The 23,088-nt window shown below is 36.3% G+C and carries 20 protein-coding genes and 1 other annotated feature; all 20 genes read left to right on the plus strand.

Features of this window, described 5'->3' with window-relative positions; genetic code table 11:
- On the plus strand, positions 1-1,764 hold the full coding sequence (aspS, locus tag T513_RS0102070) for an aspartate--tRNA ligase (RefSeq protein ID WP_029070303.1): 1,764 nt from the start codon (positions 1-3) through the stop codon (positions 1,762-1,764).
- Positions 1,745-2,815 carry a M24 family metallopeptidase gene (locus tag T513_RS0102075; RefSeq protein WP_029072236.1) on the plus strand — a complete coding sequence of 357 codons (1,071 nt, stop codon included), beginning with the start codon at positions 1,745-1,747 and terminating at the stop codon, positions 2,813-2,815. The genes aspS and T513_RS0102075 overlap by 20 nt, the downstream gene beginning before the upstream one ends.
- Before the next feature lie 37 nt (positions 2,816-2,852).
- Positions 2,853-3,560, plus strand: coding sequence for a YdcF family protein (locus T513_RS11640; protein WP_051654353.1), 708 nt, complete (start codon positions 2,853-2,855; stop codon positions 3,558-3,560).
- A gap of 80 nt (positions 3,561-3,640) precedes the next feature.
- Positions 3,641-4,945 carry a UDP-N-acetylmuramate--L-alanine ligase gene (locus tag T513_RS0102085; protein WP_029070306.1) on the plus strand — a complete coding sequence of 435 codons (1,305 nt, stop codon included), beginning with the start codon at positions 3,641-3,643 and terminating at the stop codon, positions 4,943-4,945.
- Positions 4,946-5,000: 55 nt separating this feature from the next.
- Positions 5,001-5,297 carry a DUF948 domain-containing protein gene (locus T513_RS0102090; protein ID WP_029070307.1) on the plus strand — a complete coding sequence of 99 codons (297 nt, stop codon included), beginning with the start codon at positions 5,001-5,003 and terminating at the stop codon, positions 5,295-5,297.
- A 26-nt stretch (positions 5,298-5,323) separates the two neighbouring features.
- Positions 5,324-5,797 carry a YtxH domain-containing protein gene (locus tag T513_RS0102095; RefSeq protein WP_029070308.1) on the plus strand — a complete coding sequence of 158 codons (474 nt, stop codon included), beginning with the start codon at positions 5,324-5,326 and terminating at the stop codon, positions 5,795-5,797.
- Positions 5,798-5,818: 21 nt separating this feature from the next.
- The gene (locus T513_RS0102100) at positions 5,819-6,823 is read left to right on the plus strand and encodes a LacI family DNA-binding transcriptional regulator (RefSeq protein WP_029070309.1); all 1,005 of its coding nucleotides are present in this window, start codon (positions 5,819-5,821) and stop codon (positions 6,821-6,823) included.
- 544 nt (positions 6,824-7,367) lie between these two features.
- Complete coding sequence (locus T513_RS0102110; RefSeq protein WP_051654354.1) at positions 7,368-8,657, plus strand: chloride channel protein; 1,290 nt, start codon at positions 7,368-7,370, stop codon at positions 8,655-8,657.
- 37 nt (positions 8,658-8,694) lie between these two features.
- Positions 8,695-8,892, plus strand: a binding site (T-box leader).
- Between the two features lie 38 nt (positions 8,893-8,930).
- Positions 8,931-10,157: a tyrosine--tRNA ligase gene (gene tyrS / locus T513_RS0102115; RefSeq protein ID WP_029070310.1), complete on the plus strand. Its 1,227-nt coding sequence runs from the start codon at positions 8,931-8,933 to the stop codon at positions 10,155-10,157.
- A gap of 66 nt (positions 10,158-10,223) precedes the next feature.
- Positions 10,224-11,063 carry a tRNA pseudouridine(55) synthase TruB gene (truB, locus tag T513_RS0102120; RefSeq protein ID WP_031588708.1) on the plus strand — a complete coding sequence of 280 codons (840 nt, stop codon included), beginning with the start codon at positions 10,224-10,226 and terminating at the stop codon, positions 11,061-11,063.
- The gene (ribF, locus tag T513_RS0102125; protein ID WP_029070312.1) at positions 11,063-11,980 is read left to right on the plus strand and encodes a riboflavin biosynthesis protein RibF; all 918 of its coding nucleotides are present in this window, start codon (positions 11,063-11,065) and stop codon (positions 11,978-11,980) included. Before truB ends, ribF begins: the two co-directional genes overlap by 1 nt.
- An 89-nt stretch (positions 11,981-12,069) precedes the next feature.
- Complete coding sequence (gene rpsO / locus T513_RS0102130) at positions 12,070-12,336, plus strand: 30S ribosomal protein S15 (RefSeq protein ID WP_029070313.1); 267 nt, start codon at positions 12,070-12,072, stop codon at positions 12,334-12,336.
- Between the two features lie 108 nt (positions 12,337-12,444).
- Complete coding sequence (pnp, locus tag T513_RS0102135; RefSeq protein WP_031588709.1) at positions 12,445-14,586, plus strand: polyribonucleotide nucleotidyltransferase; 2,142 nt, start codon at positions 12,445-12,447, stop codon at positions 14,584-14,586.
- Positions 14,579-15,121, plus strand: coding sequence for a Maf family protein (locus T513_RS0102140; RefSeq protein ID WP_031588711.1), 543 nt, complete (start codon positions 14,579-14,581; stop codon positions 15,119-15,121). Before pnp ends, T513_RS0102140 begins: the two co-directional genes overlap by 8 nt.
- Before the next feature lie 360 nt (positions 15,122-15,481).
- Positions 15,482-18,058: an ATP-dependent Clp protease ATP-binding subunit gene (locus T513_RS0102145; protein WP_031588712.1), complete on the plus strand. Its 2,577-nt coding sequence runs from the start codon at positions 15,482-15,484 to the stop codon at positions 18,056-18,058.
- 85 nt (positions 18,059-18,143) lie between these two features.
- Positions 18,144-18,896 carry an RsmE family RNA methyltransferase gene (locus tag T513_RS0102150; RefSeq protein WP_029070317.1) on the plus strand — a complete coding sequence of 251 codons (753 nt, stop codon included), beginning with the start codon at positions 18,144-18,146 and terminating at the stop codon, positions 18,894-18,896.
- Positions 18,874-19,638: a hypothetical protein gene (locus T513_RS0102155; RefSeq protein ID WP_029072241.1), complete on the plus strand. Its 765-nt coding sequence runs from the start codon at positions 18,874-18,876 to the stop codon at positions 19,636-19,638. Before T513_RS0102150 ends, T513_RS0102155 begins: the two co-directional genes overlap by 23 nt.
- An 11-nt stretch (positions 19,639-19,649) precedes the next feature.
- Positions 19,650-20,954 carry a tRNA (N(6)-L-threonylcarbamoyladenosine(37)-C(2))-methylthiotransferase MtaB gene (gene mtaB / locus T513_RS0102160; RefSeq protein ID WP_029072242.1) on the plus strand — a complete coding sequence of 435 codons (1,305 nt, stop codon included), beginning with the start codon at positions 19,650-19,652 and terminating at the stop codon, positions 20,952-20,954.
- The gene (locus T513_RS0102165) at positions 20,941-22,407 is read left to right on the plus strand and encodes a UDP-N-acetylmuramoyl-L-alanyl-D-glutamate--2,6-diaminopimelate ligase (RefSeq protein WP_031588713.1); all 1,467 of its coding nucleotides are present in this window, start codon (positions 20,941-20,943) and stop codon (positions 22,405-22,407) included. Before mtaB ends, T513_RS0102165 begins: the two co-directional genes overlap by 14 nt.
- The gene (deoC, locus tag T513_RS0102170) at positions 22,397-23,041 is read left to right on the plus strand and encodes a deoxyribose-phosphate aldolase (protein ID WP_031588714.1); all 645 of its coding nucleotides are present in this window, start codon (positions 22,397-22,399) and stop codon (positions 23,039-23,041) included. Before T513_RS0102165 ends, deoC begins: the two co-directional genes overlap by 11 nt.
- Positions 23,042-23,088 lie beyond the last annotated feature (47 nt).

The raw sequence follows: 23,088 nt of genomic DNA on the forward strand, positions 1-23,088 counted from the left end.
ATGAAAAGAACACACAATAATGGTGAACTTCGTTTATCTGATGCAGGTAAAGAAGTCACATTGATCGGTTGGGTTGCCAAGAAGAGAAACATGGGGGCTATCGCCTTTGTGGATCTACGTGACCGTTATGGCATCACTCAGGTTATCTTTGATGAATCATTTGCGGATGCTATTAAGGACGTAAAGAATGAATACATTCTTTCTGTTACTGGTAAAGTTGTAGAACGTAGTTCTAAGAATCCGCATATGCCAACTGGTGAAATTGAAATTGAAGCAAAGAGCTTCAATGTGATCAATAAGGCTAAACAGCCACCAATCATTGTTGCGGATGAAACTGATGCTTCTGAAGAAACAAGAATGAAATATAGATATCTTGATTTAAGAAGACCAGTTCTTCAAAATAAAATCATGACTCGTGCTAAGATTGTAAAATCAATTCATCAGTTCTTGGATGGAGAAGATTTTATTGAAATCGAAACACCATATTTAAATAGATCAACACCAGAAGGGGCAAGAGATTTCTTGGTACCATCTCGTGTTCATAACGGAGAATTCTATGCATTGCCACAGTCTCCACAGTTATTTAAGCAGTTATTGATGGTATCTGGATTTGAAAGATACTATCAGATTGCAAGATGCTTTAGAGATGAAGACTTAAGAGCAGACAGACAGCCTGAATTTACTCAGGTCGATGTAGAAATGAGTTTCATGGATACTGACCAGATCTTAGATATGGGTGAACGTCTTGTTGCTAAAGTCATGAAAGATGTCAAAGGTATTGACATTGAACTTCCATTAAGAAGAATGACATGGCATGATGCAATGGAAACATACGGTATTGATAAACCTGATACACGTTTTGATTTAAAATTAGTAAACTTGAATGAAACAGTTGCGGATAGTGAATTTGTAGTCTTCAAGTCAGCCTTAGAAGCTAATGGTCATGTTAAAGGGATCAATGTGAAAGGACAGGCTGGAAACTATTCTAGAAAGAAGATTGATGCCTTAACTGAAATTGCTAAAAAGTATAAAGCAAAAGGTCTTGCTTGGATGAAAGTTACAGCTGAAGGTGTAACTGGTCCAATCGCTAAGTTCTTTAATGAAGAACAGGCAACACGCATCTTATCAGCAATGGATGCTCATGATGGCGATTTACTATTATTCGTAGCTGATTCACATTACATGGTTGTATGTGATGCGTTAGCTGCCATCAGAAATCATTTAGGTAAAGAGTTGAAACTTTATGACCCATCAACATTTGATTTCTTATGGGTAACACATTTCCCAATGTTTGAATATAGAGAAGAAGAAGGACGTTATTATGCTATGCATCATCCATTTACTCGTCCTATTGAAGAACATCTAGATAAGATTGACACAGATCCTGCCAACTGTTTAGCAGATGCTTATGATATCGTATTAAACGGTTTCGAATTAGGTGGCGGTTCACAGAGAATCTATGATGAAGAACTTCAGGATCGTGCCTTCAATGCTTTAGGATTCACTGAAGAAAGAATCAGAAGTCAGTTCGGCTGGTTCGTGGATGCCTTCCAGTACGGAGCACCACCTCATGGCGGATTTGCCTTAGGATTGGACCGTTTAGCAATGTTGCTTACAGGAAGCGAATCATTAAGAGATGTTATCGCATTCCCTAAAAATACAAGTGCAACTGACCCAGTAACTGATGCACCAGGTGTTGTTTCAGAAGAACAGTTAAATGAATTAGGAATCGAAGTGACAAAGAATGAATCAGAAGAGAATTAATAGAGTTCTTGAACAGATGAAAGAAGAAGGCTGTGATCATTTATTGATCACAGATCCTGCTTCTATTGATTATTTAATTGACTATTACAATGATCCACATGAAAGAGTCTACGTGATGGCCTTATCTCAAGATGGCAATCATCGACTATTCTTCAATAAACTATTCTATGTAGAAAAAGATCTTGGAATCGATATCACATGGTTTAGTGATACTGATGATGCGATGGCTATGATTAGAGACTATCTTAAAGATGCTAAAAAAGTTGGTGTAGATAAAGATATGCCAGCAAGATGGCTATTGCCATTAATGAAACTTGACACACAGTTTGTACTAGGTTCTTCATGTGTGGATTATGTAAGAGGCATCAAAGATGAAGAAGAACAGGAAATCATGATTAAAGCCAGCCAGATCAACGATCAGGCGATGGCGAGAGTTAAAGAGCTATTAAAAGAAAATCATACAGAAAAAGAAATGGATGGTCTTCTTTTAAATATCTATCATGAATTAGGTGCAAGCGACCATTCATTTGAACCAATCTTTGGATATGGGAAAAATGGTGCTGATCCACATCATGTCGGTGATGATTCTCGTCTTAAAGAAGGCGATTCTATCATCGTAGATATGGGATGTATCTACAATGGATACTGTTCTGATATGACCAGAACATTCTTCTATAAGAGTGTTTCAGAGAAACAGAAAGATGTTTATAATCTTGTCCTTAAGGCACAACTTGCTGCGGAAGCTGCAATTAAGCCTGGTCTAAAGTTATCTGATATTGATAAGGTGGCAAGAGATATTATTTCTGAAGCTGGATATGGGGAAGAATTCAATCATCGTTTAGGTCATTTTATTGGACGATTGACTCATGAAGCAGGGGATGTATCTAGTGCTAATGATGCAATCATTAAGCCAGGTATGATCTTCTCTATTGAACCAGGGGTTTATCTTCCAGGTGAATTTGGGGTAAGAATTGAAGATCTTGTCCTTGTAACAGAGGATGGATGTAAAGTCTTGAATCATTATCCTAAAGAATTAATGATATTAGAATAAAGCAAGTCTAACTTGCTTTTTTCATTAAGGAGGAGCTATGTTATACGCTGGAATTATTTTATTGTTAGTGTTTGTAGTGCCTATTTTTGTTAAGAAAGTCTTTCATTTAGGAAGTGTCTTAGGTATAGTTATTGCTTTATCATTGATATTTAGCTCTTATTCAAGAATAATTCTTTATGCCTTGTTTAATAGTCCTGTGCAATCTTTCATTAAGATCATGTTGGTGCTTCTTATTGCTTTGTTTATTATTGAAACTTACATGATGATTATTTATGCCTTAAAGAAGTCAGGCAATGATGGATTACTTATTGTACTAGGATGCAAGAAGGGCAGTGATACATTAAATAATCGTATCAAGAAAGCTTATGCATACTTAGCTGATCATCCGCAGTCTTTAGCGATTGTCAGCGGTGGTGTGGATTCACATGATAATGTCAGTGAAGCTGAGTATATGAAAGAGCAGCTCGTCAAGATGGGAATTGATGAAGATCGTATTTATGAAGAAACACGTTCAGAAGATACGAAAGAGAATATTCGCTATTCTTTAGAGTTAATTGATAAGCATCAATTAGTAGGACCATTTATTCTTGTGACAAGTGGTTTTCATATTTATAGAGCAAGACTTATAGCGCTTAGAGAAGGTATGGTCGTCAGCAGTCTTGCTTCAAGAACACCTTTGTTGCTGCTGCCGGGCTATTATTTAAGAGAACTTCTCGCATTAAGTGCGCATATGATTTTTAAATAAAAATAATTTTATGAAAGATGCTTTCATTTTTTATGTTTTCCTAAACTAAAATGTGTTAGAATGTCAAAGAGGTGAAGAAAATGTACTATTTTGTCGGAATTAAAGGTTCAGGTATGGCATCATTAGCAGAAATTCTTCATGATTTAGGTCATGAAGTAGCTGGTAGTGATATTGACAAATATATTTTTATTGAAGAAGAATTAAAGAGAAGAGGCATTCCTATTTATTCTTGGAATAAGGATAATATTAAAGATGGTATGCATGTCATTACTGGTAATGACTTTGATCGTTCTAATCCAGAAGTGGCTGCTGCTCAGGATAATCCTAATGTTATCTGTCAGAACTATTGTGAATTCCTTGGGGATTTCTTTAATAACTTTATTTCAATTGGTATTGGCGGTACACATGGTAAAACAACGACTACAGGTATGTGCTATCACTTATTCAAGGATTATGATAAGACTAATGTATTGATCGGTGATGGTACTGGATATGCAGTTAAAGATGCAAAGTATTTTGTATCTGAAGTTGATGAATTCAGAAATCATTTTAAGCATTACTATAATGACTATGCTTTAATTAACAATGTTGAATATGATCATGTTGATTATTTCAAGACATTTGAAGATTATAAGAAAGTATTTGAAGAATATGGAAACAGAGCTAAAAAGATGGCTGTCATCTGGGGTGATGATCCATATCTTCCACATATGAACTGGACTAAACCAGTTTGTAAGTTTGGTCTAAATGATAATAATGATATCCAGGCTAAGAATGTTATTAACAATGATAAGGGATTATCATTTGATGTTTATGCCCATGGAGAATTATTTGGACATTTTGCATTGCCATTCTACGGCATGCATACATTGTATGATACTTTAGCAGTTATTACTTTAGGTTATCTTGAAGGAATGGATGCTGAATATATGCAAAAACAGCTTTCTACATTTGAAGGTGTTAAGAGAAGATATACTGTTAAAGAGAAGGGTGATTGCATCTTCGTAGATGATTATGCACACCATCCAACAGCTGTACAGTATGTACTTGAAGAAACAAGAACAAGATATCCTGGTAAACAGATTATTGCTGTATTCCAGCCAGATCGTTTCTCTAGAGCATTACGTTTTGCTAAACGATTTGCAGCTGCAATGGATTTAGCGGATCATCCATTCTTCTTGGATTTCCCAGATAATGCACATCCTGAACCAGGAATTGATATTGATGTCACTGAGATTACACAGTATATTCCTAGAGCGAAGATTGTGAAAACTGACAAGGAACATGCCAAGATGTTAGCTGCTTATGATAATGCAGTTTATGTGTTTATGAGTAGTAAGGATATCTATAAACTTGAAGAACTAGTTATTGAAGCCAAAGGATAGGGTTGAAAGCGCTTTAATTCTATGCGATAATATTTATATTAGAGAGGAGAATTACATGAGTGCATTTGATATATGCTTAGCATTTCTCATTTTATCTGGGTCGTTTGCTTTAATCTGTCTTGGTATTCTTTTATTGAAGTCATCTCAGGTTCTAAAAGATGTGAGTGCTTTAACGAAAGAAGTAGAAGTAACAATTGATAAGGTCAATAAGACTGTTGATGATGTCAATTACAAGATGGATCAGATGAATGCCCCTGTTGAATTTGTAAATAGGGTATTTACAAAAAGAAGCCAGAATCCAGGTATTTTGGGAACAATTCTCGGTTTGAAGTCTTTTTTTAAGAAAAAATAATATCACATAGGAAAGAGGGTATGAACATGAAATTAGGAAAGTTTTTAACAGCAGCTACTATTGGCGCAGTTGCTGGATTATTATTGGCACCAAAGAAAGGTAAGGATTTAAGAGAAGATTTAAAAGTTAAATCTAAAGAGACTTACGATAAAGTAAAAGGTATGACAAAAGAAGACCTTGAAGCTATTATTGGTGAAACAATTGATAATGTTAAAAAATCTGTAGATGAATTTGATTCTGATGAATTTAAAGCAACAACAAAAGAAAAAATGGAAGATCTACAAAGCAAGTTACAGGATTTAGCTAGTAAAGTGAAAGATTCTGAACAATATGAAAAGGTTGTTGCAGGTGTAGAGGACGTCACTAAGAAATTAAATGATCGCTTAGATGATGTGAAGAAGAAAGTTCAAGACGGTGTTCTGCCTGATCCTGACATCATTGAAGATGAAATCGATGATGTAGAAGAAGAATTAGATGAAATCATTGATAAAATTAACTAAATAGAATGGCAGTGTGGAAGTATGAAGAAAACAACAATTTATGATGTTGCGGAAGAAGCTGGGGTTTCATTAGCAACCGTATCACGTGTGATCAACGGTTCTAATGTCGTAAAGCCAGCTACAAGAGAGAAGGTATTGGAAGTCATCAGAAGATTGGACTTTAAGCCTAATCAGATTGCTAGAGGTCTAGCTACAAGTAAAACAACAACTATCGCAATTGTTTTTCCTCAGGCACTTTTCGGTCATGTTAAAGATATGATCGGTGGTATTGGAGATACAGGAAGAACACTTGATTACAATATTACAATCTATACTACAGAAGATATCGGGGATGGTGACCCTGTTGCTGCGGTATTGGAAAAGGTCATCAAGTCTAGAGCTGATGGTGTTGTTCTTTTCAATAGTGATCAGATTGATCATGAAATTGAAATCATGAAGAAATATAATTTGCCAACAGTTGTTGTTGGATATAAAGTTGCCGAAGATAAGATCGGATCTATCTATGTTGACGCAAGTCATGTTTCTTATGATCTTGCAAAGAAATATCTTGCTGAAGGCAAGGAAGATATTGTTTTTGTAAGACCTCAACAGAATCTTGTGAGATTGGATGATTTTGTAGATGGTATCAAGAAAGCATTTGAAGATGCTGGTAAATCTTTTGATGAAGATAAACAGGTTATTAATACATCTACTCATTATGAAGAAAGTTATCCATTCTTTATCGATTATTTCAAAACACATAAACATGATGTTGTCTTAACTGGATATGATAAAGAAGCTGTTGCAGTTGTTAACGCTGCACAGGATAATGGTATCAGCATTCCTGATGATATGCAGGTTGTTGGCATGATGAATACAAGCTATTCCATCATGAGTAGACCATCCTTAACAACAATTCATGTTCCTGTCTATGAGATGGGAGCTATGGCTATTCGTCTGATGACAAAGATGCTTAATGAAGAAGAAATCGATCAAAAAGCTGTCCCTGTTGTCACTCAGATGATTACAAGAAATACGACAAAATAAGGGCACAGCTCCGAATAACGGGGTATGCCTTTCCCACGGAAGTGGAAAGATAAAATCAAAATTATCGCTTTGGGCTGATATCAGTGATGATATCAGTCCTTTTTTCGTTTATCCATTCTCTACTTGACTCTTACGAGCTCCAACATGGTTCGTTTTTCACCTTAGTAGCAACTTCTCTCCATGTATGAATGAATGTGCTATCTGAATTCGCTCTTTTCTTTGCGGAGCTGCTCAATAATCTCTGCAGGTCTGTATTCTTTCTGGAAGTCATCAATGAATATGAATTTGTCCGTCGTATTGTCGTAGGACGAGTGATGAATCAAACTTTCGTTGGAGAGAGTTATCACTATTTTTTTCTTGAGGATCGGTATGATACATACTTTTCCCGCAGGTTAAAAAAGAACGTGACTGAAAAACAATTTCAGAGTCCCGCTGAAAGTAACAGAAAGTGTATTTCCCGTAGTTTGGAAGATTATCCAAATTTCTTTGTCTTCTTTTTTTGTTTTATTAGTGATAATATATGTCCTGGAAAAGGGGAAATGTTATGTATGAAGAAATATGTAATTCAATGAAAAGAACCATCTGGTACATAAAATCAGGTGTTGAATGGATTTTGATTGGACTGTTTGTAGGATGTATATGTGGTATTGTTGGTACAGCTTTTGCATTAGGTATCAATTATGCGACATCATATCGTATGAGTCACGGGTTTATTCTTTATTTTCTGCCTTTGGCAGGGCCGGTGATTGTCTGGATCTATCATCGTTTAGATGTAGCGGGAAGAGGTACGAATGATATTATTGCGGCCGCAAGAGAAGGAAACTTCCTTCCTGTCTTGCTAATTCCTGCTATCTTCGTGAGTACAATCATTACCCATCTGTTTGGCGGATCGGCTGGACGAGAGGGAGCTGCTTTACAGATTGGTGGAGATATTGGTAATACTATTGGAAAATGTTTTAAGCTGGAGAAAAGAAAGGTGGGCATGATTACACGTGTAGGTATGTCTTCGTTCTTTGCAGCGCTGTTTGGTACACCGGTGGCAGCGACAGCTTTTGGGACTATGGTTATCAATGTCGGAGAGATTCCTTATTTAACAATTTTTCCTGCCTTGATTGCTTCTCTTGTCTCTTCTTCAATCTCTTATCATTGTGGTGTAGCACCAGTGAGATTCAATGTGGGAGTCCCTTCACTTGATTCCATCATGATCATTAAGATTGCGATCTTGGCGATGCTTTGTGCAATAGTTTCAGTATTATTTGTTAAGAGCTTATCTTTCTTTAATTATTTAATGAGAAAATATCTAAAGAATGCTTATGTCAGAGCACTTGTAGGTGGATGTATCATTGTCTTGCTTTCTTTATTGTTAAATACAAGAGACTATAATGGGGCAGGAATGGATGTCATCAGTAAGGCGCTTCTTAAAGGAGAAGCTTCCCCTGTTGCATTCATCTGGAAAATCTTATTTACAGCCATCACACTTGAAGCGGGATATAAAGGTGGAGAAGTTGTTCCTACTTTCTTCATCGGTGCAACATTTGGATGTTTTGCCTCTACATTATTACAGATTCCACCACAGTTTGGGGCAGCCATTGGAATGATCGGTGTCTTTGGGGCGGCAACCAATTCCTTCCTATCACCACTTTTCTTATCGGTAGAAGTATTTAGTGGTACAGGCATTATCTTCTTTGCGTTAGCTTGTATCATCTGTTATATCTATTCAGGATATTCGGGATTATATTCTTCACAGATGATTGTTTTTTCAAAGGTGACAAGTGAACAGGTAGATGCGAAGACCAATCTATATCACACGGGAGATTGGTATAAATATCAATAAATCTATTTGACAACAGCTTTTTTGTGCTATAAGATAAATGCAAGCGATGAAAAAGACAAGTAGTCATATTGAATGAACAAGAGAGCTTATGGGTGGTGCAAATAAGCCAGGAGATATGATGAATACACTTTGGAGCAGCTAAGTGCAAAGCTTAGACGGAGAGAGACTTCGTTATCAACTAAGAGAGTGTACAGATGTACAAATAAAGGTGGTACCGCGAGAATTCGTCCTTTAGGAGGAATTCTCTTTTTATTTATATACAGGAGGAACAACATGGGTATTTATGAAGAGTTAGTGTGGAGAGGCTTAATCAAGGATGTTTCTTCTCCAGAACTTAAAGACAAATTAAACAATGGCGGATTAACATTCTATATTGGAACTGATCCAACTGGAGATAGTCTTCATATTGGTCATTTCTCATCATTCTTGATTAGTAAGAGACTTAAGGATGCAGGACATCATCCTATTCTTCTTGTTGGAGGAGGAACTGGATTAATTGGTGATCCTAAGCCAACTGCTGAAAGACCAATGATCACTTATGAACAGGTAGAACATAACTTCAACTGTCTAAAAAAACAGGCTGAAGATATCTTTGGCTTTGAAGTCGTTAACAACTATGACTGGTACAAAGATATGAACTTCATTGATTTCTTAAGAGATTATGGTAAATATTTCAATGTCAGCTACATGTTAAATAAAGATATCATCAAAAGACGTCTAGATGAAGGAATCACATATGCAGAATTCTCATATATGATCTTACAGGCTATGGACTTCTACGTATTACATAAAGAAAGAGGCGTAGATATGCAGGTTGCAGGACAGGATCAGTGGGGTAATATCACTGCTGGTATTGAACTTGCAAGAAAGAAAGATGGTAGTGAATTATTAGGATTCACTATGCCATTATTGACTAAGAGTGATGGTACTAAATTCGGTAAGTCTGAAGGAAAAGCAATCTGGCTTGATCGTGAAAAGACTTCACCATATGAAATGTATCAGTTCTTTATTAACAGTGAAGATGAAAAGGTTATTGACTATCTTAAATTCTTAACATTCTTATCAAAAGAAGAAATTGAAGCATTAGAAGAAAGTCATAAGAAAGAACCACATAAAAGAGAAGCGCATAAAGCACTTGCTAAAGAAGTTATCACTTTCCTTCATGGAGAAGAAGCCTATGAAGAAGCCGTTGCCATTTCACAGATGCTATTTAGTGGACAGATCAAAGATTTAACTTATGATCAGGTAAAAGAATGCTTCAATGGTGTACCAACAGTAGAAGTAGATGAAGACTTAATGATCTTAAATGCCTTAGTAAAAGTGGGAGCTGCTTCATCAAACAGAGAAGCACGTCAGTTTGTAAAAGGTGGATCAGTGATGGTCAATGGAGAAAAAGTCACTGATGAAAAATTTGTAGTAGCGAAAGCCAACGCTTATGGCGAAAAAGCAACAGTTATCCGTAGAGGAAAGAAAAAATATTTCGTTATTAATCACAAGTAAGAAACCTTAGGGTTTCTTTCTTTTGTTTAATGAAAGATTATGATAGAATGACACCGGTGATAAAAAATGGAAAATGGAATTCTACTTATTAATAAAGAAGCAGGCATGACAAGCCACGATGTTGTTAATCGGGTAAGAAAAATCATGCATACAAAAAAAGTCGGTCATGCGGGTACATTGGATCCAGATGCAACAGGTGTACTGGTTCTTTGTATCAATAAAGCTACAAAAGCCTTGCAGTTTTTAACTGCTGATGAGAAGGAATATATTGCGACAATGAGTTTAGGAACTTCAACTACAACTTATGATGCAAGCGGTGATGTCACTAGTGAAAAAGAGTTTACAGGATATCATCATCTAGAAGAAGTACTTTCTTCTTTTATCGGTAAACAAAAGCAGGTCCCACCAATGTATTCTGCTATTAAGGTCAATGGTAAGAAGCTTTATGAATATGCAAGAGAAGGCAAGAAGATTGAAGTTGAACCACGTGATATAGACATCAAGGAAATTGAACTTCTTAAAGAAGAAGGACATGAAATTACCTTTCGTGTCAAATGTTCAAAAGGAACTTATATTCGTTCTCTTTGTGTCGATCTTGCTAAAGCATTGGGTTATCCTGGACATATGAAAAAGCTTATCCGTACACAATCAGGTGCTTTTAGAATTGATGATTGTATCACGCTGTCAGAGTTAGAACAGGGAGAATACAAGATCATCTCATTAGAAGAGGCATTCTCTTCTTTTGATAAGATAGTCGTAGAAGATGATAGTATAGTCACAACTGGAAAAAAGATTAAGAGTGATATTGATCATCAGGTTGCCGTCTATTCAAAAAGCGGTGCCCTTTTAGCAATCTATGGTCCAGATGGAAAAGGAAATCTTAAAAGCATGAGAGGTCTTTTTTAATGAATGTCATATATCTTGATAAAGAGTATCTTACTGATGAACATTATGCATTGGCATTAGGGTTTTTTGATGGCTTGCATCAAGGCCATCTTGCTTTAGTTGATGAAGTGAAAAAGATTGCGGATGAGAAACACTTAAAAAGTGCAATCATGACTTTTGATCGTCATCCTTTATCATTATTAAAGAATGAAAAATGTCAGTCATTGATTTCCTCTAATGATCGCATTGAACTATTGGCAGATATGGGGATTGATACATTGTTTGTGATTCGCTTTACAATGGATGTAGCGAAGCTTTCACCACAGGCTTTTATTGATCAGTATCTTAAACATGTGGATCATCTTGTCGTAGGATTTGATTTTCATTTTGGACATAAGAACAAGGGAGATGTTTCATCATTATCCCACCAGCATTTTGAAGTCTCAGTTATTGCACCGATCATGTATGATGAGAAGAGAAAAGTATCTTCTACGCTTATTAAAGAACTGCTTACAAGTGGGAATGTCGAAGAAGCGAATCGTCTTTTGACAAGACCGTTTTCAATCAGGGGAGAAGTAGTACATGGCAAGAAGAGAGGAAGAACGATAGGCTATCCTACGGCCAATGTTGATTTTGATAGTTATTATGTAATAAGAAGAGGTGTCTATGGCGTAAGAGTTAAACTCAATGATAGCGTTTATTACGGAATGGGCAATGTGGGAATTAATCCTACTTTCAATGAACTTTCTAATGATCTATTGGAAGTGCATATCTTTGATTTAGATGAAGATCTTTATGGTAAAACAATTAAGGTTGAATTTATAAAATTTATAAGAGATGAAAAGACTTTTTCTAATATTGAAGAACTCAAGCTTCAGCTTAAAAAGGATGAAGAACAAATTAAAAAAACATTGACAATAACGAAATATTCTATATAATTACAAGTGCGGCTATTGCTAGGATTCACGCACCTCCAAGCGCGGTTCTTGGAAATAGCTAAGTAATAATTATTAAGGAGGACATATTCATGTTAACTAAAGAAGAAAGAACAGCAATTATCAAAGAATACGGAAGAAAAGAAGGAGATACTGGTTCAGCAGAAGTACAGATTGCTTTATTGACTGCAGATATCAATAAATTAAACGGTCACTTCAAACAGCATCCAAAGGATAAACACGGTAACCGTGGTTTATTAAAGAAAATCGGACGTAGAAGAGATATGTTAAAATATCTTAAAGGTGAAGACCTTGACAGATATACAACATTAGTTGACAAGTTAGGTTTAAGAAGATAATTATTAAAATAGGAACATTGGAGATCCAATGTTCCTATTTTTCTAATAAATGTAAATTAATTTTGTGGAAATCCATCACCATGGGGTGAGGATAGTAGAGGTGAGAAAATGGCGAAACAAGTATTTAGTACAGAATTTCATGGAAAAACGCTTACTGTTGAAGTAGGTGAATTAGCAAAACAGGCTAATGGAAGCTGTCTTGTCAGATACGATGATACAGTAGTCCTTTCTACAGCTTGTGCAGGTAATACACCTAAAGATGTAGACTTTTTCCCATTAACTGTAACTTATGAAGAAAAAATGTATTCTGTCGGAAAAATTCCTGGCGGATTCTTAAAAAGAGAAGGTAGACCAAGTGAACATGGTACATTAACAGCACGTATGATTGATAGACCAATCAGACCATTGTTCGCTGATGGGTTTAGAAATGAAGTACAGGTTGTCAATACTGTTATGTCAGTAGATCCTAATGCGAGCCCAGAAATGGCAGCTATGCTTGGTGCATCTATTGCATTATCAGTGTCTGATATTCCTTTTAATGGTCCAATTGCTGGTGTTAATGTGGGCTTAATTGATGGTGAATACACAATCAATGCTGGTCCTGAATTAATGGAAAAGAGCGAATTGAACCTTGAAGTTGCTGGTACAAAATTTGCGATTAACATGGTAGAAGCAGATTCTAAGGAAGTTTCTGAAGAAACAATGTTAAATGCGATTTTATTTGGTCATGAAGAAATTAAGAAATTAATTGCTTTTGAAGAAGAAATCGTGGCAGCATGCGGTAAAGAAAAGATGGAAATTCCTCTATTCACATTGGATGAAACAATTGTTCATGATGTAACAGAAATTGCCAATGATCGTATGAAAGCAGCTATCTCTATTCCAGGTAAGCTTGAAAGATATGGCGCAATTGATGCTTTAAAAGAAGAAGTTGTTGCTTCTTATGAAGAAAAAGAATATGCGGATATCGCAGAACATGATAGTACAATCAAGCAGGTAAAGATGGTCTTAGATGATCTTGAAAAAGAAGAAGTAAGACGTTTAATTACTGAAGACAAAGTTAGACCAGATGGTCGTAAGCTTGATGAAATCAGACCTTTAAATGCACAGGTTGATTTATTGCCAAGAGTACATGGTTCCGCATTGTTTACTCGTGGTGAAACACAGGTTATGTCAGTTGTGACATTAGGTGCATTAAGTGAAATCCAGAAGATCGATGGTCTTGGAAATGAAACAGAAAAAAGATGGATGCATCATTACAACTTCCCACCTTATTCAGTAGGTGAAACAGGAAGAATGGGGGCACCAGGACGTCGTGAAATCGGTCATGGTTACTTAGGAGAAAGAGCATTACGTCAGGTTATGCCTTCTGAAGAAGAATTCCCATATACAATCAGAGCGGTTGCAGAAGTATTGGAATCTAATGGTTCATCATCTCAGGCTTCAATCTGTGCCTCTACTATGGCATTGATGGCTGCTGGTGTACCAATCAAGAGCCCGGTTGCTGGTATCGCTATGGGACTTGTCACTAAGGGTGACAACTATACAATCTTAACTGATATCCAGGGTATGGAAGATCATTTAGGTGATATGGACTTTAAGGTTGCTGGTACATCAAAAGGTATCTGTGCTTTACAGATGGATATCAAGATCGATGGTATCACTAAAGAAATCTTAGAAGAAGCATTAGCTCAGGCTAAGAAGGCAAGAGCTGAAATCATGGATGTTATCTTGGAAGCTATTCCTGCACCAAGAGATCATTTATCTCCATATGCTCCAAAATATGCAACTATGCGTATTGAAGTTGACCAGATCAAAGATGTTATCGGTAAAGGTGGAGAAACAATCAATGATATCATTGAAAAATGTGATGATGTCAAGATTGATATCGATGATGAAGGTTTAGTGACAATCTATCATTATAGCCAGGAAGCTATCGATAAGGCTGTCAAGATGATTGAAGATATCACTAGAAAAGCTAATGTTGGTGAAATCTATGATGGTAAGGCAGTCAGAGTAGAAGACAAGTATGCCTTCATTGAATTATTCCCAGGAACAAACGGTTTCTTACACGTAAAAGATGTTGCATGGGATCGTACTGAAAAAGTATCTGATGTTATCAAGTTAGGTGACATTGTAAAAGTTAAGGTTACAAAAATCACTGACAAGGGTGTCAATGTTTCAAAGAAAGCATTAATGCCTCGTCCAGTTAAAAAAGAAGAAAAGAAAGAAGAAACAGCTGATGAGTAAGATTATTCTTGCGAGCAGCTCTCCTAGAAGAAAAGAACTTTTAAAAAGAGAAGGCATCGACTTTATGGTCGATGCCTCTTGCATAGATGAGGTTCTAGATGAGAGTCTGCCACTAAAAAGCAGACTGATGAAATTATCTTATGATAAAGGTGAACCTATTCATAAGAAATATCCTAAAGACATCGTGATCAGTGCGGATACGATAGTCTTTCATAATGATGAGATTATCGGTAAAGCAAGTGATAAAGAGGATGCAAGAAGAATCTTATTATCATTATCAAATGATAAGCAGATTGTCTTTACTTCAGTTACAATCTTTAAGGAAGACATGATTATTTCCTTTATTGATGAAACAGCGGTGTACTTTAAGGATATTGAAGGTATGATTGATGATTATCTTCTTCATGATGAATGGAAAGGTAAGGCAGGCGCCTACGCTATTCAGGGCATGGCTTCAAAGTTTGTAGATCATATTGAAGGAGATATCGATACAGTTATCGGCCTTCCTGTTAAACGTGTTGTAGAACTTATTTAGTACAAAGGAGACAGGAATGAAATATTGGGATATATTCAAGAAGATTGATGATTAAAGACAATTATGTATCCCTATGTTACTTGTTTTCTCCTTTGTTTAAAGATTAGAAGATATGGAATATCTTAATCGTATATCCATTCTTGTGCATGATCTGGTGATAGAGTTTGATATCATTAAGGTGAATAAAATGCTTTATCCAGTGGATGCTATTAAATATATGAAACAAAGAAATGCAGATTATTGAGATAATCTGTATTTTTTAATAAACTATTTTTAGCACTTCTATATTGACAGTGCTAAAAATAATGTTATACTGTATTTAGCACAGAGAGATATAGAGTGCTAAAAGGAGTGATAGATATGAATGAAAAAATGACAGAAGCAGTAAGAACTGCCATCAGCAATGCTGCTAACATGGCGATGAATCTTTCTCAGCAGGTCATCGATGTACCGCATGTTTTATATAGTGCATTGCAGGATAGTTCGGGTATTTTCTATCGTGTATTGACGAAGCTTAATAAACCTGTAGAACAGGTTATGGACGAACTTAATAATCGTATTAATATGAAGCCTTCTGTTAATCACGTTAGTGAAAATGATCTGCGTATGAGCTATGATCTTAATAATCTTTTTGGAGAAGCAAATAAGATCATGTCATCTTATGGTGATGAATATTTAAGTATTGAACATATCATTCTGGCACTTTTCCATACAAATTCAACTGATATTAAATCATTGATTCAGAAGTTTGGTTTAAATGAAAAAGAAGTTGAAAAGGTCATCAAGGAAATGAGAGGTGGACAGAAGGTGGATTCACCTAATCCGGAAAATAACTATGAAGTATTAGAGAAATATGGTAGAGATCTTATCAAGGATGTAAGAGAAGGTAAGCTTGATCCAGTTATTGGTCGAGATGAAGAAATCAGACGTGTTATTCAGATTCTTTCTCGTAAAACAAAGAACAACCCAATTCTTATTGGTGAACCTGGGGTTGGTAAGACTGCCATTGTAGAAGGTTTGGCATGGCGTATCTTCAAGAATGATGTTCCTGAAACATTAGCAGGAAAAACATTGTTTGAACTTGATTTAGGTTCACTTGTAGCTGGTGCAAAGTACCGTGGTGAATTTGAGGAACGTTTAAAAGCTGTTCTTAAGGAAATTAAGAAGGCAGAAGGAAATATTATCCTCTTTATTGATGAAATTCATCAGCTTGTCGGAGCTGGTAAAACAGATGGGGCAATGGATGCGGCTAACTTGTTAAAGCCAATGCTTGCTCGTGGTGAACTACATTGTATTGGTGCCACAACATTGGATGAATATCGTCAGTATATTGAAAAAGATGCAGCCTTGGAACGTCGTTTCCAGAATGTCATGGTTCATGAACCTGATTTAGATGATACTATCGCAATATTGCGTGGTTTAAAGGAACCATTTGAATCTCATCATGGGGTACAAATTACCGATAATGCGATTATTGCGGCTGCTCATCTAAGTGATCGTTATATCACTGATCGTTATCTTCCAGATAAGGCGATTGATTTAATTGATGAAGCATGTGCTTCTATTCGAATGGATATTGATTCTTTACCAGAAGAACTTGATTCCATTACAAGAGATAAGAATCGTCTAGAAATGGAACGTATTTCTATTGAAAAAGAAGATCAGAATGATGATACAAGACATCGTTTAGCTGAAATTAAAGAGAAGATTGCGTCTCTTGATGAAAAGATCAAAGGCTTGACTGATAAATGGAAAGTAGAGAAATCAGGTCTTGATCGTATTAAAGAGTTAAAGAGTCAAAAACAAAGACTTGAAACAGAGATGTCTCAGGCAGAGACACAGGGTTATCTAGAAGAAGCTTCACGTATTAAATATGAAAAGCTTCCTGCTATTGAAAAGGAAATTGCCTCTTTACAGGAAAAAGAAAATGATGATGCTTTACTACAAGAAAAAGTAACAGTAGATACTGTCTCAGAAGTTATTGCAAGATGGACAAATATTCCTGTTTCTAAATTGATGGCTTCTGAAAAAGAAAAGCTTCTTCATCTTGAAGATGTCTTAAGACAGCGCGTCATTGGACAGGATGAAGCAATCTCTAAGGTTACTGATGCAATCTTAAGAAGCAGAGCTGGTATCAATGATGAAGCAAGACCAATTGGTTCATTCCTATTCCTTGGTCCTACTGGTGTAGGTAAGACTGAAATTGCAAAAGCGTTGGCTGAACAGCTCTTTGATTCAGAGAAGAATATCATTCGTATTGATATGAGTGAGTACATGGAGAAATACAGCGTGTCACGTTTATTAGGTGCGCCACCAGGATATGTTGGATATGAAGAAGGTGGACAGTTAACAGAAGCAGTTAGACGTGCGCCTTACAGCATTGTTCTTCTTGATGAAATTGAAAAGGCTCATCCTGAAGTCTTCAACATTCTATTACAGCTATTGGATGATGGACGATTAACTGATTCTAAGGGTAATGTGGTTTCATTTAAGAATACAATCATTATCATGACATCCAACCTTGGTTCTGAGTATCTTCTACAAGGAAATACAAGTGAAACAAGAGCTGCAGTTGATAACTTATTAAAGACTCACTTTAAGCCAGAGTTCTTGAATCGTATTGATGAGACAATCATGTTTAATTCTCTTGATGAATCTATTGTCTACAAGATTATCAATAAGTTCATCAAACAGCTTCAAGCACGTCTTGATGAAAAGAAGATTACTCTTGATTTAACTGAAAATGCGAAAGCACAGATTAAGTTGGATGCCTTTGATGCAACATTTGGGGCAAGACCAATTAAGCGTTATATTCAATCCCATATTGAAACATTGCTTGCTAGAGAAATGATTAAAGGCACTGTTCAACCAAATGATCATGTTATGATAGATTATCAGAATGGTTTTATCTTAACTTCCAATAAGCACGTAGATTAACTACGTGCTTTTGCTTTATAAAGACTATCCATTTTTCTTTTCATAGTATTAAAAAAGTGTTATTATGAACGTCGGAGGAATGGCTATGCAGAGATATTTTATTTCAGATGAATCAATCAATAATGAACTCATTAAAGCGGATGCGGTGATGCATAAGCATATCGCTAAAGTTATGAGACAAAAAGAAGGGGATCGTGTCATCTGCATTGATCCACATAAGCATGTCTATCTTTGTGAGATTATTGATATCACAGAAGGATTGCTTAAGATTGTAGAAACACTGGATGATAACCATGAACTTGATGTAGATGTCACACTTGTCTATGGGTTACCTAAAGGTGATAAATTTGAAAAGGTCATTCAGAAAGCGACAGAGCTAGGGGTAACGCGTATTGTACCTTTTTTATCTCGTCGTTCTTTAATTAAAGTTGATGAAAAGAAATGGGAAAAGAAAGCTGTACGTTATCAGCGTATTATTCAGGAAGCTGCTGAGCAGTCTTATCGTTTGATTGTACCTGAACTTACAGGATGCATTAAGATGAATCAGCTTTCTGATTATTTATCAGAAGTGAATCTTGTTGCTTATGAAGAATCTGCCAAAGAAGGGGAACAGTCAACTTTTAAGCAGGCGATGAATCGTCTTACATCTTCTATTACCATCGTTGTAGGACCTGAAGGTGGCTTTGATGAAGAAGAAGTAGAAGAAATGAAAAAGATGGGCTTTGAAGCGTGCGGACTTGGAAAAAGAATTCTTCGTAGTGAGACAGCACCACTTTATATGCTGAGTGTAATTGGTTATGAAAGGGAGCTAAATTGTGAAGGTCGTAGGGAAGATTAATAAATATGTAAAAAGGCCAGCTATTAAGCAGACTGATCTTTATCAATATGTGGAGAAGCATCGTCATTTATTGGAAAGAGTCAATTGTCCTATTAAAATAAAATGTGAACAGGATCTATTTGACTATGAGATTGTGGTGCAGTCATTATGTACAAAGCAGATTATTGATGATGCTTTTGATATGTTTAGAACAGAAGATGATATGTATCAGTATCTTGATTATAATGAAAGAAGAAGATTGTTTTCTCAAGATCTAAAGCCACAGATTGCGACTCGTCCACATTGTCTTGATGTCGATGGCAATGATATTTATCTTGCCTGCTATGAACCATTGATTAATAACTGGTATACCCTGGATTATCAGATGGTTGAATTAAAGCAGCATCGTGAACATATCGATGAAGCCCATGTGACAAAGGATACACCTTTTGCCTTATATGGAAAGGGTGTCTATCGTACTAAGTTTTCATCGTTGATGCTTGTTTTTGAAGATGAATTAGGTTTGGTCTTTTATTCAAAAGATTTTGGAACTTTGTATTTTTATAAGAAAGATACTTTCCAGATGATATTAAGCATTACTATTAAGCCTAAAGATTATGAAGAAGATATTCCTTTGGATATCTTGCGTCTGCTTACAAAATGTTTTTTAGAACAGCGTGACAAAGACGCGCTGATGGTTATGCATAAAGAAGGTTTTATCGATGATAAAATCTATAAGAAGTTAATGAAAATTGTGAAATAGGAGAATGATATATGCCAACTGTTGCTTTTCATACATTAGGATGTAAAGTGAATACTTATGAAACGGAAGGGATGCTTGAACTGTTCAAGAATGCGGGTTATACGCATGTAGACTTTGAAGAAAAGGCTGATGTCTATGTTATCAATACATGTACAGTCACTAATACAAGTGATTCAAAGTCACGACAGATGATCAGAAAAGCAAAACGTACCAACCCTGATGCAGCAATTGCTGTAGTGGGGTGCTATGCCCAGGTTTCTAGTGAAGATATCGCTAAGATTGATGGTGTTGATGTCATCATTGGTACACAACATAGAAATAAGATTGTAGATCATGTAGAAAAGTATCTTCAGGATAAAAAGCAGATTGTAGATATTGAAGATGTCATGCAGCTTCATGATTTTGAGAAACTAAAGATCTACTCTTATGAAAACAGAACCCGTGCCTTCATGAAAATACAGGATGGCTGCAATAAATTCTGTACTTACTGCATTATCCCTTATGCAAGAGGGGGTATCCGTTCATGCAATCCGCAGGATGTCATCACTCAGGCACAGCAGCTTGTCGATAATGGCTTCTTAGAAATCGTACTGACAGGAATCCACACAGCTGGATATGGAACTGATCTTAAGGATTATTCGTTCTATCAGCTATTAAAGGATCTTGTAGAGAAGGTCAAGGGATTAAAGAGATTACGTATTTCTTCAATTGAAATGGGACAGGTGACACCTGAAATTATTGATCTTATCGGTCAATCAGATATTATCGTTGATCACCTTCATATCCCGATTCAGTCAGGCTGTGATAAGACATTAAAACGCATGAATCGTACTTATACTACAGCAGAATTTGAAGAGAAGCTCAATGCCTTGAAAAAGGCTCTTCCAACATTATCAATTACTACTGATGTCATTGTGGGATTCCCTGGTGAAACAGAAGAAGATTTCATGTCCACTTACCAGTGGATCAAGAAGAACCACTTCAATCAGCTTCATGTTTTCCCTTATTCACAAAGAAAAGGAACACCTGCAGCGAAATTTAGAGATCAGGTTCCAGGTGATGTGAAGAAGGATCGTGTTAGAAGACTTATGGAGCTTTCACATGAATTAAAAGAAGATTTCGCATCTTGGCAGATTGGCAAGACGCTGAATGTATTGTTTGAAGAAGAAAAGGATGGCTACAAGGTTGGTCATGCTTCAAACTATCTCATGGTTAAAGTTAAAGATCCTCGTGTAGAATTGGGGACAATCTATAATATCAAGGTTGTTGCTCAGGATGGGGAAGACTTGATAGGAGAATATCATGAAAAAGATTAATGAGCTTTTTGATGTAGAAGAAGATTTTAAGGTACTATCTTTACATAGCGACTCGCGCTATGTCGGGAAAGATTCGGTCTTTTTCTGTATTGAAGGCTTAACGACGGACGGTCATCGCTACGCGGATGACGCTGTCTTCCAGGGGGCGAAAGCCATTGTGCATTCTGCACCCTTAAAGAAAAAGTATCCAGGTGTTCTTTATATTGAAGTAAAGGATGTTCTTGATGAACTTAACCGTGTTGTTAATATTTTCTATGATTATCCTTCTTACAAGATGACAATCATCGGGGTGACAGGAACAAGCGGCAAGACGGTTGTCGCGCTCACCATCAGAGATGTGTTAAGTCAGTATTTGAAGATGGGCTATATTGGTACCAATGATGCACAGTATGGCAGTTCTGTCATTCAGTCATCTTATACAACACCGGAGTCGATCTTTATGCATCGTACATTAAATGAAATGGTCAAGAGTTCGGTGAAAGGGGCAACAATCGAAGTCTCTTCTCATGGCTTGGCCTTAAAGAGAGTTGACAGCATTAATTTTGATATTGCGGTCTTTACCAATGTACATGATGAACATCTTGATTTCCATGGTACGCTTGAAAATGTCATGAAAGCCAAGACGAAGCTCTTTGAGCTTCTTGATGAGAAGGGCTATTGTATCTTGAATGCGGATGAAGTGAGATTTAATCATTATCTAGAAAAAAATGGACATGTCAAAGCCCATAAGATATATTATGGTATAGAACATCGGGCAGATATTATGGCCAAGAAGATCAAGGTTTTCCTTGATCATACAGAATTTGATCTGTTTATTCGTGATGAAGTCTTTCATGTCAGTGTACCCGTGCTAGGGGTCTTTAATGTTTCTAATACATTAGCTGTTTTAGCAACATTGATGGCGCTTGAAATGACAACGGAACAGATTGTCGATGGACTTAAGTATATTGGCAATGTAGATGGACGTATGGAACTTATTAAGACCTGTCATAACTTCAATATCATCGTTGACTATTGTCAATATATCAGTGCCTACAGTGAAGTGTTTAAGTTTGCTAAGAGTGTAACGAAAAAGCCTGGACGTATTATTGCGGTATTTGGTATTTCCTTTAAAAGAGATATCGAGAAGAAACGTAAGCTTGCGAAACTAGTGAATCTCTATTGTGATCAGGTCATCTTGACACAGGAAGATTCTAGTGAAGATGAAGTGCTTGATCTATGTGATGATATGCTGGATATGATTGAATGTACTTCCCTTATCATTACGGATCGTAGAATTGCGATTAGACAGGCTATTGAGCTTGCTGGCAATCAGGATCTTATCTTGATTTTAGGAAAAGGACATGAACAGTTTATGAAGACTTCAGTGGGTAATATTCCATACCCTGGAGATAAATATATTGCCAAGAAGGCAATCGAAGAAATTTATAAAGGAGACGACTATGAACTATAGTAAATTTATCGATCATACTAACTTAAAACAGGATGCTACAAAAGAAATGATCGCCAAGCTTTGCGAAGAAGCAAAAGCCAATGATTTTGCATCAGTATGTGTCAATCCATACTGGGTACCATTCTGTAGTGAAGCATTGAAGGGAACTGATGTGAAAGTATGTACAGTCATCGGTTTTCCACTAGGTGCTACAAGTACTGCTTCTAAAGCTTTTGAAGCAAAGCATGCGATTGAAGAAGGTGCTAATGAAGTAGATATGGTTATCAATGTTGGCGCATTGAAAGATCATGATGATGAAACAGTCTACAATGATATCAAGGCTGTTGTAGATGCTAGCACTGGCGCATTAGTAAAAGTCATCATTGAAACTTGCTTATTGACTGATGAAGAAAAAGTAAGAGCCTGTGAATTATCTGTAAAGGCAGGGGCTGATTTTGTTAAGACTTCCACTGGTTTCTCAACAGGTGGAGCAGTTGTAAGCGATGTTGCTTTAATGAAGAAAACAGTAGGTGAAAAGGCACTTGTTAAAGCAAGTGGCGGTATCCATACAAGAGAAGAAATGTTAGCGATGATTGAAGCTGGAGCTTCTCGTATTGGTGCAAGTGCAGGGATGACTTTAATCAAAGAAGATTAGTTGATTTTTTCACAAAATAAATTGATTAAATTTGAATAAAAAAATGT

The sequence above is a fragment of the Kandleria vitulina DSM 20405 genome (genome assembly GCF_000702065.1).
GTDB classification, from domain to species: Bacteria; Bacillota_I; Bacilli_A; order Erysipelotrichales; family Coprobacillaceae; genus Kandleria; species Kandleria vitulina.

Bases quoted from the DNA above. Each gene is read 5' to 3' on its own strand.
- aspS (WP_029070303.1), top strand. From the start codon at position 1: ATGAAAAGAACACACAATAATGGTGAACTTCGTTTATCTGATGCAGGT.
- T513_RS0102075 (WP_029072236.1), top strand. From the start codon at position 1,745: ATGAATCAGAAGAGAATTAATAGAGTTCTTGAACAGATGAAAGAAGAA.
- T513_RS11640 (WP_051654353.1), top strand. From the start codon at position 2,853: ATGTTATACGCTGGAATTATTTTATTGTTAGTGTTTGTAGTGCCTATT.
- T513_RS0102085 (WP_029070306.1), top strand. From the start codon at position 3,641: ATGTACTATTTTGTCGGAATTAAAGGTTCAGGTATGGCATCATTAGCA.
- T513_RS0102090 (WP_029070307.1), top strand. From the start codon at position 5,001: ATGAGTGCATTTGATATATGCTTAGCATTTCTCATTTTATCTGGGTCG.
- T513_RS0102095 (WP_029070308.1), top strand. From the start codon at position 5,324: ATGAAATTAGGAAAGTTTTTAACAGCAGCTACTATTGGCGCAGTTGCT.
- T513_RS0102100 (WP_029070309.1), top strand. From the start codon at position 5,819: ATGAAGAAAACAACAATTTATGATGTTGCGGAAGAAGCTGGGGTTTCA.
- T513_RS0102110 (WP_051654354.1), top strand. From the start codon at position 7,368: ATGTATGAAGAAATATGTAATTCAATGAAAAGAACCATCTGGTACATA.
- tyrS (WP_029070310.1), top strand. From the start codon at position 8,931: ATGGGTATTTATGAAGAGTTAGTGTGGAGAGGCTTAATCAAGGATGTT.
- truB (WP_031588708.1), top strand. From the start codon at position 10,224: ATGGAAAATGGAATTCTACTTATTAATAAAGAAGCAGGCATGACAAGC.
- ribF (WP_029070312.1), top strand. From the start codon at position 11,063: ATGAATGTCATATATCTTGATAAAGAGTATCTTACTGATGAACATTAT.
- rpsO (WP_029070313.1), top strand. From the start codon at position 12,070: ATGTTAACTAAAGAAGAAAGAACAGCAATTATCAAAGAATACGGAAGA.
- pnp (WP_031588709.1), top strand. From the start codon at position 12,445: ATGGCGAAACAAGTATTTAGTACAGAATTTCATGGAAAAACGCTTACT.
- T513_RS0102140 (WP_031588711.1), top strand. From the start codon at position 14,579: ATGAGTAAGATTATTCTTGCGAGCAGCTCTCCTAGAAGAAAAGAACTT.
- T513_RS0102145 (WP_031588712.1), top strand. From the start codon at position 15,482: ATGAATGAAAAAATGACAGAAGCAGTAAGAACTGCCATCAGCAATGCT.
- T513_RS0102150 (WP_029070317.1), top strand. From the start codon at position 18,144: ATGCAGAGATATTTTATTTCAGATGAATCAATCAATAATGAACTCATT.
- mtaB (WP_029072242.1), top strand. From the start codon at position 19,650: ATGCCAACTGTTGCTTTTCATACATTAGGATGTAAAGTGAATACTTAT.
- T513_RS0102165 (WP_031588713.1), top strand. From the start codon at position 20,941: ATGAAAAAGATTAATGAGCTTTTTGATGTAGAAGAAGATTTTAAGGTA.
- deoC (WP_031588714.1), top strand. From the start codon at position 22,397: ATGAACTATAGTAAATTTATCGATCATACTAACTTAAAACAGGATGCT.